The 11,437-nt window shown below is 34.2% G+C and carries 5 protein-coding genes; 1 reads left to right on the top strand and 4 read right to left on the bottom strand.

What is annotated here, in order from left to right; all coding sequences use genetic code 11:
* Window positions 1-541 precede the first annotated feature (541 nt).
* The gene (locus NK213_RS17460; protein WP_253351562.1) at window positions 542-7,291 is read left to right on the top strand and encodes an autotransporter domain-containing protein; all 6,750 of its coding nucleotides are present in this window, start codon (window positions 542-544) and stop codon (window positions 7,289-7,291) included.
* 205 nt (window positions 7,292-7,496) lie between these two features.
* Here NK213_RS17460 and NK213_RS17455 read toward each other — a convergent pair whose 3' ends face one another.
* From NK213_RS17455 to NK213_RS17440, 4 genes are all read right to left on the bottom strand, one after another.
* Window positions 7,497-8,528, bottom strand: a complete 1,032-nt coding sequence (locus tag NK213_RS17455; protein ID WP_253351560.1) for a BMP family protein — start codon at window positions 8,526-8,528, stop codon at window positions 7,497-7,499.
* A 173-nt stretch (window positions 8,529-8,701) separates the two neighbouring features.
* Window positions 8,702-9,520: a purine-nucleoside phosphorylase gene (locus NK213_RS17450; RefSeq protein ID WP_253351558.1), complete on the bottom strand. Its 819-nt coding sequence runs from the start codon at window positions 9,518-9,520 to the stop codon at window positions 8,702-8,704.
* Entirely contained in the window at window positions 9,517-10,239 is a 723-nt protein-coding gene (locus tag NK213_RS17445; RefSeq protein ID WP_253351556.1) for a Crp/Fnr family transcriptional regulator, read from the bottom strand. Before NK213_RS17445 ends, NK213_RS17450 begins: the two co-directional genes overlap by 4 nt.
* A 173-nt stretch (window positions 10,240-10,412) precedes the next feature.
* Window positions 10,413-11,042, bottom strand: coding sequence for a Crp/Fnr family transcriptional regulator (locus NK213_RS17440; protein ID WP_253351554.1), 630 nt, complete (start codon window positions 11,040-11,042; stop codon window positions 10,413-10,415).
* Window positions 11,043-11,437 lie beyond the last annotated feature (395 nt).

The following is an 11,437-nucleotide window of genomic DNA, read 5'->3' as shown; positions in this document are numbered from 1 at the left end:
ACTACAAACGGAGGAGTAGGAGTGGAATTTCAGGACAGATACGGAGTTTTCCTGACAGGACAGTATAAAACAGCAGGGAGCAACAAGGAAGAGGACTATCAGGTAGGATTGAATCTGAAAGTGGCATTTTAAAAAAATAAATAAAGCTGTATCAAAACTATTTTTGTTTTTGGTACAGCTTATTTATTTAAAATGAAATAATATAATGATATTTTTATAATTAAAATTATATTTGTAATACAATATCATAGAGTGAACGTTCGGTAAACGATGTTGTATAAAAAAAATTTTATATGAGAAATAAAAAAACATGTGTTATTAAAACATATGAAAAATTTGAATGACATATTTATTTATCTCTTGTTTGGTATTATATTCCACTTTTTTTTCAAAAAATAAAATTTTGATCTTAACAAAAATAAAGAATATTTATTTATGATTAAAAGAATTGATATTAAAAAAAAAAATAGTTTAAAATAAATAATAGAAAAAAATGTTGTTTATAGGGTAACATAAAATAATAAGGAGTAATATAAGAAAAATGACGAAAAATCAAAGATTGTTAATGTTTTTAACACTGAATTCCGTAGTTGGAGTAGCAGCAAACAGCAATAGCAGCGAATTAACCGGAAGATATAGAAGTTTGTACAGAAAAATGAGTAAGAATATGGATAAAAATATATCCAATGACAAAGATTATAAAGTTTTAGAGAGAATACTCAATCAACGAAATAAAGAATTGAAAGATTTATACCTGCAGAATGATTACATCATAAAACCAGAATATCTGGAATGGCAGGTATTTTTTTCAGGATTTTATAATATGACTGACAGAAAAGGCACTAAATCTTCGGGAACAATCCCAGACTTGGCAACAGCGAATAGTATTGATGTTAGCATAAAGATGCCAAATATTATTTTTGGGAAGCCGGACATAAATCTTGGAGCAGTCTCGGTAAATACACCTTTAATAAATGTAGAGAAAAATAGTGCAGCAGCTCCGAATATCACTTATAATAATAACGTGATAGTTCCTGACATGATATTGCCGGAATTTAAAGAAATAGACATAGATATCCCTACCTTAGCAGTTTCAACAAGTTCGATCATTTCATCTATGGGTTCTACTGACCAGACTTACTATGATTCAGGAAAAGGAATATTTTCAAATTATAATTTGGAAAGCGGAGACTTCACGTACGACATGCATAGAACAAGTTCAAGCAATATAGCTACATCATTCAGCTATGAAAATGCAGTAGGGAGCATAGACCCCACAGGAATAGCAAATTCTTCACTGAACCAGCCGTCGGTTATCCCGGTATCAGATTCTAATTCTTATATAGGCGTGGGACCGATGATGTATTCCACATCATCTCCAAGTACAAGAATAGGAGAAAATGTAAATGTAGAATTTAATTCTTCAAATACAAGCAATGCGAGTTTTTATAACATATTATTAACACAGCTGGTGATTTCCAGCGGGAACCGTTCAGCTATAAATGCAGATCCGGACTATGCTTACGGAGGAAAAAATCAATATCCCGGTGCACAGTCAAGCGTTCCGTTTTCAATTATGAGAAACAGCGGGACAGTCAATATATACGGTGATTCAGCAGCAATAGGGGTTTTGGGTATGACTAAGAACCAGGGAACAACGGTAAATGATTATCTTCTTGTAAATGACGGGACAATAATTGGAAATTATACTGATTCCAGCTCTAAAAAGCATATTGGACTGGCTTTTCAGAGCAGCGGCGTAGCTAAGGGAACCAAAGGAGAGAAGTATATAATTGGAAATGATGGTAAAATGGAATTCAGAGCTCCGGAGTCTGCTGCTTTTCTTATGGGAGGAGTAAATCTGAATAAACATCAGATTGCCTATAACAGAGGAAACGTAGATATGTATGGCTTTAACAGTATAGGAGTCAAAATAGCCTATTCATATTTAAGCGGATCTACTCCGGGACTTAGTATGGAAAATTCAAAAATATTGCTGGAAAAGCCGGTAAATATTCATGGAGATAATAGTGTAGGAGTTTATTATTATAATACCTTAAATTTTAAAGCTAAAGATTCAGTATTTAAGGTGAATATAGGAACGGAAAAAAATAGTTATTCAGGTAATAAAGCAGGAAATGATCCTGATTATGTAGAATATTCAACAGGTTTTTATTTTACACCTAATTCAAATGAAACAAGCACAAAATTGACAGATTTTGAAATAAAATTTGGTGACTATGCTAAGAAGAGTACTTTAATATTAAATGCCATAAGTAATTCATATAATATGAATACAGGAGTAATGGGAACAACTTCCCGTCTGGTAGTTGACAACAGTATTGTAAATTCTATTGATGCAGATAAAGGACAAAATAATATTGTTGTATATAATAAAGGACGTATAGTAAACACTTCATTTGCCAATGTTCCTATTTTACAGGTAAAGCCTGATATAAATATAGGGACGGCAAATAAGGAAGTTAATGGGACAATAGCTTTATATAATCTTGGCGGTATAGTACATCAGGGTGGAAATATAAATACTTACGGTGAGTCTTCACACGGAATATATAATTCAGCAGCCAAAGGAACAGTGGGTGCTGTTGAGTATTCATCAAAATCTATACTGGATAATGACATAGACGGGATATATAATTCTCTTTCTATAATAACACATGGTAATAATTCAGCTGTTTTATACAATAAGGAATCAGATGTTGATTTTAAAAACGGCGGTACATACAAGGCTTTGGGTGAGAACAGTGCAGTGCTTTATAATAAAGACGGAAATATAAATATAACTGGAGATGCATTACTGGAAGCAGGAAATAACGGAACTTTGATCGTAGGAGACGGTGGAACGATAAATTTAGACGGGAATATTACATATAATGTAAAAAATAACTCTGTTTTTGCCTATGTAAAAGGAAATGCAGGAATAAAAGTTTCTTTGAACGGTGGAAATCAGACCCTTAATCTTGAAAATGGCAGTATAGGATTCATATATGACGGTAATTCTGCAGATACACAGCAAAACTCTGTTTATAACTATCTGAGAGATAATTTTCAGGGGTTGAATCATTTAGATGTAAATGTGCTGGATACATCCAGACTATTTGTATTAAATAATTATGGGACATTAAAGCTGAGTGACCTTCAGCTGCTTGATACAGGTGAAACTTTGTTTAAAAGTGTAAACGGGAATATGGGGAATTCATTCCTTAATAAAGGGATACTTGTATTAGATACCGCAGGAACAATTAATCTTGATGATACCGATAATTTATATGTCAATACTGAAAAAGCAGCTACAGGAGTAACTGTAAATGCTGGTGTGACAATAAATGGAACAAAGGACAGCCAGATAGCTCTTGCAGGTAAGGATTCTTACAGAGGAACTCCGGGAGAGGGAACATATGTAGTAATGAATAATTATGGAAATATAGAACTTTCAGGGGATAATTCACTGGGAGTATATACAGAAAATGGTTTGATAAATAATCATTCAGAAATAAATATGACAGGAAATAATTCGGCAGGCTTATTCGGAGAGAATGGTACAATTGCAGTGAACAACGGAAATATAGGAATATCAGATAACGGAGTGGGAATATATGCTGTTTCTTATCAGAATCCTGCCAAACCTGAGATATCTTACGGAGATGGAAGTGTAAATGTAACAAACAACGGTATAATAAAAGCAGCTGATTCTGAAAAGGCAACAGGTATTTATGTAAATAACAATAAGACAGGAGCATTAAGAGGAACAGGAAATCTTGATTTATCAAATGGTACTGTAGATATGAGTCTTTCAGAGCAAAGTACAGGAGTTTATGCAGAAAATGTCACTGTAAACGGCGGAGGAACTATAGCTGCCGGTGAATCGGGAATAGGTATTTATGCTAAAGAAAGTGATCTTAATCTGTCAGGATTGACTTTGAATTTGAATAAAAATAATTCGGTGGGAATATATCTTGATTCAGGAAGTACTTTAAATACCAGCGGTACGAATATAGTAAATATTTCGGGAAATAAGAATATACTTTTTTATGTGAATACAGATGGATCATTCAATCAAAATTTTGTAATAAACGGAGATAGTGATTCAAGCTATTCTGTAATGTATGTAGAGAATAATAAAGTAAATTACAGTGGTACAGCTGTAGTAAGCGGAAACAGCACGTTATTTTACGGGAAGAATTCTTCTGTAGTTTTGGACAATACATCTTCTTTGATTTCAAGCGGTGAAAAAACTGTGGGAATTTATGTAGACGGAATTTATAATAATACTGTAAATTATGAAGGAATAAATTACGGGGATATGGAATTCGGAGATGGTTCCGCAGGAATGTATGCTGTAAACGGTGCAAGATTACTTAATGAGGGAAATATAACTCTGGGAAATAATTCATTAGGAGTAAGCGGAGAAGGAAGCGAATATATAATAAATAACGGAACCATAGAAACAGGAAGTAATTCAATAGCAATGTCAGCAAAAGATACAGCATTAACTGAAAATTCAGGGTCGATATCTGCTGACGGGGAAAATGTAACAGGAATGTATTTAAGCAGCAGCAGCTCGTCAATTGTTGAAAATAAAGGTGAAATAGAGCTGGCCGGGAAAAATACAATAGGTGTTTACCTTGAGAGCGGGGCTGCTCAGGTATTTAATAACAGCGGAACAATTAAAACAGAAAGTACAGATAATACTACTATATCAAGTGCAGGAATTTATAATAACAATCATACAGTAAACAATACCGGGAATATATTGTCAGGAGCAAATTCTCTGGGAATTTATAACAACGGCGGGATAATAAATCATTCTTCGGGAAGTATAGTATCAGAGGCCGGAGGGCTGGGAATCTATTCGTCAGGAGGGGAGATTAATCTCACAGGCGGAAAGATAGAAAGCAGGGAAACAGGAATATATGCCCAAAATAATACAAAAATAGTAAATACAGGAACAACTATGGAGCAAGGGGATAACAGCAAGGTATATGTACTGGAAAGCGGTTCAACCCTTGAAAATAATCAAAATGCTGCAATAGGAAATAACAGTATTTTCCTTTTTGGACATAATGCTGGGAATGTAGTTAATAATGCTTCTTTACTGGAAATGAAAGGGGCAAATAGTATTGGATATTATATGACTGAAAGCGGGAGTATAAGCAACAGAGCAGATATTACTGGTCTAGGAACAGGAAATATTGGGATTTACAGTGACAGAGGAAGTATAACAAACACAGGAAATATAACTTTGGGAGATTCTGAAATAATAGATAAAGAAGATTCAGAGAAAAATAAGTATTCTGTAGGGATATACGGAAAAGGGGCTGAAGTAAATAATGCCAGCAATATAAAAACAGGAAGCAATGGAACCGGAATATATGTAGAAAATAATAAACTTACAAACAGCGGAAAAATAAGCTCAGACGGGGAATATGCAATAGGTTTGTGGGGAAGTAAGGCAGCAATAGAAAACAACGGTGAAATAACTATGAATGGTGATTTTTCACAGGGAATAGTAGGGACTTCACAGTCAACTATAGTAAATAACAACATTATAACTATGAATGGAAATGACTCAGTAGGAATAAGCGGGAGTGAAGGAACAAGAATTCAGAATAACGGAACGATAAACTTAAATGGTAACAACAGCACAGGAATAATGTTTACAAATGGTGCCGAACTGTTAAATAAGGGAATAATAAATCTTGGTTCAGGGTCTAACAATGTAGAAGTAGGAAATGGTTCATCAGTAACTCCGCCTTCTATAATAAATGCAGGAGTAATAAAAGTAGACGGCAAGTTCGAGCTGAATGGTGTGAATCTTACAATACAGGTAGATCCAGATACAATAAGAAAGCCGGAAATGAATGAGATAATAATGGATCAATATATGTCAGAAGACATAAAAGCACAGTTTCTTGCATCGAATTCAGTTCATTTTACAGCTGACAGCTTTGATTTTTCTAGTCCGGCAATGATCGATACCTTGTTTACACAGGGTACAAATGCACTTGCGTATAAATTTGAGAACGTATTTATGGCCAAAGATATTGATTCTGTGAAATCAATAACAGTAGACAGTCATTCTGTGACATTTAAAGCGATTCCTTCAATAAACGAAAACGGGAATGCTGATATATGGATGGAAAAAATACCATATCAGGATTTTACAAAGGGAAGTCATTATAATGAAATTGCAGGAATACTGGATGAAAATTATGTGATCGAAGGAATATTAGGCGGGCAGACTGGTGAAGCACTGGAATTATATGATAAACTGGATCTGATAACAAACAGTAATACTCTCGGAAGAACTATGGGGGATCTTACAGGAGAGATGTATTCTAATACTACGAGAAGAATGGAAGATGTATCTGATATTTTTGCAGACTCAATGAATGTTCTTCAAAGTTCAGAAAATAATACAAAAGAAAATGTAAAAATAAATGTAATAGCAGGAAAAGGAAAGACGAAAGAAAACAGAGACGGTGTACTTCCATATGATTACAGCAGTGTTGGAGTAATAGCACTGCGTGAAGTAGAGCGTACTTACAGACATACATTTGGTTATTCACTGGGTTACCTGAGAACGGATTTTGAGTTTGACGGTACGAATAATGAAGATGAGGCTAATACAATCCAGCTGGGATTACATAATAAGTATAAAGCAGACGGCTGGGGACTGAAAACAGACTTTTTAGGAAGAGTAGGATTTAACAGTACAGACAGGGAAATAGAATGGGAGAATACAGATAGTTCAAAAATGAACGGCAGTTATAACACATATGGAGTGTCACTTTTAAATGAAGTGTCTAAAGATTTTGAAACAGGGAAAAACACTAAAATTGTGCCATATGCAGGTCTAAAGCTGGAATACGGCTATCATACAGATATTTCTGAGAACGGAGCGCCGGAGAAAATAAGCGTTGATCAGAATTACTATTACAGCATAAAGCCAAAAGCTGGAGTAGAATTAAGAACAGTAAAACATTTTGGAGGATCTAAAGACTGGAAAGCCAAAATGAATATAGGGGTAGGTTATGAATACGAGCTTGGAGATACAAACAGAGCTGAAAAAGCAGCACTAAGCAATATTTCACAAAATAAATTCGAGCTTGGAAAATCAGGTGATGACAAAGGGAAATTTACTACTAACGGAGAAATTGGAGTAGAATTTCAGGATAGATACGGTGTTTTCCTCACAGGAAAATATAAAACCGCAGGGGATAATGAAGAAGACTATCAAATCGGGCTGAATTTAAAAGCAGCATTTTAAATAAGGGGATAAAATATATTGTAAAGCGTTATGTACATTTATTTTTATGAATTAAAAAGTAAAAAGATACTTTCTGTGATAATAAAATATCACAGAAAGTTTTTTTAAAAAATTATTTTGAGAAAGTAAATATAAAAAACCTTTGGATTATTCAGATAACTGAATTTCCAAAGGTTTTATTTATTTTAATGCAGAATGATATGAATTACTTGGAAACAGTGGGACTTACCACGATTTCCCCGTTTGCTATTTTTTCTTTTATTTCATCAAGTTTCTTTATATTTTCTTCACCGATCTTATCTTTTGTGAATTCAAAGTCTGTAAGACCCACACCGCCTTCTTTTACTCCGAATTCATAAACTTTTCCTTCAAATTTATCTTCTTTAACATTTTTAACAAGATCATATACAGCAACATCAACCAGTTTTAACATAGAAGTAAGTATAGTACCCGGAAACAGGTCATCCTGATTCGAATCTACACCTATTGCATAAACTCCTTTGTCTTTAGCTGCCTGAAACATACCCTGTCCGCTTGAACCAGATGCGTGGTAAACTACGTCAGCACCCTGTCCGATTACAGCTTCAGTTCTTGCTTTTGCCGATGCAGGATCATGAAATGCATTTGTCCCGCCGATATAAACAGCTAAGACTTTTATATCAGGCTTTACATACTTGGCACCTTGCTGGTATCCCGCCTCGAATTTCTGTATTAACGGAGCTTCGGCACCGCCGATAAATCCTACTGTATCTGTTTTAGTCATCATAGCTGCAAGAGCTCCTGCAAGGAATGATCCTTCGTGTTCTTTGAATGTAAGGGAAGCTACATTAGATAACTCAGGTACTCTTTCATCTGTAATGGCAAATTTCTGTTCCGGAAATTCTTTGGCTACAGTGGCAAGGGCATCTTTCATCATAAACCCTGTGGCTATAATAAGGTCATATTCTCCGCTTTCGGCATAAGTTCTAAGCTGTCCTTCAGCTTCAGAAGTAGGGTCTTTAGGTTCATAACCTACATATTCTATTCCAAGTTCTTTTTTTGCTTTTTCAAGCCCCCTCTGTGCCGCATCATTAAATGAATGGTCTCCCAGTCCCCCCACAGAATATACTATTGCTACTTTAATATCGCTTTTTTCAGCGGCTGCTCCATCTTTTGCATCTTCCTTGGCTGTATCTGTCTTTCCGCAAGATATCAGAAATAAAAATGATAATGTTAAAATTAATAAAATCTTTTTCATATTTTCCTCCTAAAGTTTCCATTTGGTATATTGATAATTCGAGATATAGCGGTATCTGGTTAAACTATCATATAAAAATGGTACTTACTTAGGCACTGCCGAGAAGCAATTTGTTTATTCAAAAAATCTTTTAGTTTTCTGGTTATTTTGATAAAATCCTGTTTGCAGGGAAATTATATATTTGCAATAATTCCGTCTACAAGACTTTTGAAAACAGGTTTCATTTTTTCACCCATCTCCAGAACTTCTTCATGGTTCAGAGGCTGTTCCAGAATTCCTGCCGCCATATTTGTAATGGCTGAAATGCTGAGAACTCTCATTTTCCCGTGTTTGGCAACTATAGTTTCAGGAATAGTAGACATTCCCACATTATCAGCACCAAAAGTTCTGAATAATCTTATTTCTGCGGGAGTCTCAAAGTTTGGCCCGCTGTATCCGATAAAAATACCTTTTTTTATGTTAATATTAAGCTGTGAAGCAGTATCTTCAGCAATTTTTACTAAATCACGGTCGTAAAGATTAGTCATATCCGGGAATCTGTCTCCGAATTCACCTTCATTTTCACCTATAAGAGGGTTATCTCCCATAAAATTAATATGATCAGTTATTATCATAAGATCACCGGGTCTGAAATCCTTATTTAAACCGCCTGTTGCATTTGTAGTAAATAAAATTTCTATTCCTAATTTAGTAAAAACACGAATGGCATATGTAGTGGCATGCATACCTTTTCCTTCATAAAAGTGAAGTCTTCCCTGCATACAGACTACTTCTTTTCCGTGTATTTTTCCGAAAACAAGCTGTCCTTTATGTCCTTCCACACTAAGTGTAGGAAAGTGAGGTATGTCGCCGTAAGGAATCGCAACCTTATCTTCAAGCTCATCAGCATAGTCACCGAGTCCTGAGCCGAGAATAAGGGCTACTTTAGGGCTAGCATTCGTTTTAGTTCTGATATAAGCGATAGATTCATTTACTCTGTCAATTAATTTCATATTTTTCTCCTGTCCATCTGTAGATTTTCTTTTAATTCTTTCAGTTTCTGCAACTGAATATTGTTTATGTAGATTTTTCCTGAGTTTATAGAGATTAGATTCTCATTTTTAAGCTTTTGAAGAAGCCTGTTTATGGTTCTTTCATTTAAGCCTATTCTTTCACCAAGTTCTTTTCTGGTGTTTTTTAGTCTGATATTGAAAACTTCTTCTGTTTTTCCGCCGGTAATGTTTTCAGTAACATTAATAATGGTGGAAATAAGGCTGTAGCTGGAATTATATACCATATATTTTCCGTTTTCATTTGAAGATTCGTAGAATCTTTCAGCAAGACGCCGTGCCACACGAATGGCAAAGCCGTGATACCTTTTCATCCAGTCTAAAAATACCTTGTCGTCTATAACGATAAGTATACATTCGTCGATAGATTCGATAGTGCATGCCGAACCCTTTGACGAGGAAACAATTTCAATGTCGCCGATAACTGATAATAATTTTAGTTCTTTTAGTATATAAGCATTTCCGTTAGCAAATTCATTTACCAAAAGAGCTCTTCCAGAGATAATAATACCGATAAAATTAATGTGTTCGCCTTTTTTTACAATGATATTCTGCGGTTTGTAAATAACCAGCCTGCTGTGCTTTCGGAGCTCCTCCTGAGGTATATCTTCAAAATATCTTTTTAAATAATCATTTTTAGAAATATAGTCTAAACTCTCCAATTAGGTCACCCCCGTAAAAATTATTCTATCACCGCCTTTATATTTAAGTATATAAGACAAATTTAGCATACTTATAAAGATAATAAAAAGGACATATGTCCTTTTTTGTGAAAAAATTAAAGACGTGATAGAAAATATATAGTTATTCAAAAATAATAATATTTGGACAAAATTCAACGCCGGATATATATTATTCTATTTTTTTCTCTTTTTATAATACCTTTGTCACTTAGCTTTTTTAGAACTCTTGTAAGATTCCTGTAGCTTACATTCAGATTTTTTGAAAGGACGTCCAGTGATTTGAAATAATATTCATAGTTATTTTCTATCAGAATATCTACTAAAATATCTTCAAGTTTATTATTTAGTTTTTTTAAGACTGAATAGTTGGTTTTGATAAGTTTATCAGCACTTTCTACAGCCATTTTTTTCCAGAAGTGGACATTGCCGGAAAGCTTGGCATCCAGCATATGATAAGGAATTGTCAGAACTTTTGTATTATTTTCTTTTGCAATAAGATTCTGTAATATTGTCTTTATTCTGGCGACATATTCAATATCGCAAAAAACTGCCGGAGGATATAGTTCGTCAATAATGTGATGATTTCCGTTTTCCAGGATACTGTTTACCTCTATTTTTCCCTCTACAAGAAAACAGAGATTGTCTGCCGGATCTCCTGCTTCATAAAGAAGTGTATTTTTTTTGTAAACTTTTATATTAATGTCAGATATAATAGAAGGGGTAAGTATGCTTGATAAACCAAATTTATCAATGTAATATTTTACTTCAATAATTTCTCTCATAGTAATATTATCCTTTGGTAGGACATGTGTCCTATTTTTTTTTATAAATCTATTATATCATAAATTCAGAGAGAAATATATACGATAATAGTGTGAAAGTCTAGTGCTTTGATCAGTTCATAATTACAAATAAAATGAATTAGGAACGGGCACTGGTGTTTTGGTGTTTACAGCGATTTGCTGTTTTAATATAAATTATACAAAACGCCGGTTCAGAGAAAATTTTTTGGAAACAAAATTTTATTGATCATTTTGACCTTGGAAGGGGAAGGAGCCAGGGAAGTTAGAGATAAATTTTTAATAGGAGGCAGAATGAGCGAATATATCCTGGAGATGGAAAATATACGTAAGGAATTTTTAGGGGGCAAGGTAGTAGCAAATGAAGATATTACCTT

It is taken from the genome of Sebaldella sp. S0638 (assembly GCF_024158605.1).
GTDB lineage: Bacteria > Fusobacteriota > Fusobacteriia > Fusobacteriales > Leptotrichiaceae > Sebaldella.
Note: the sequence above shows the minus strand (reverse complement) of the source record. Positions and strands in the feature narration are given on the sequence as shown.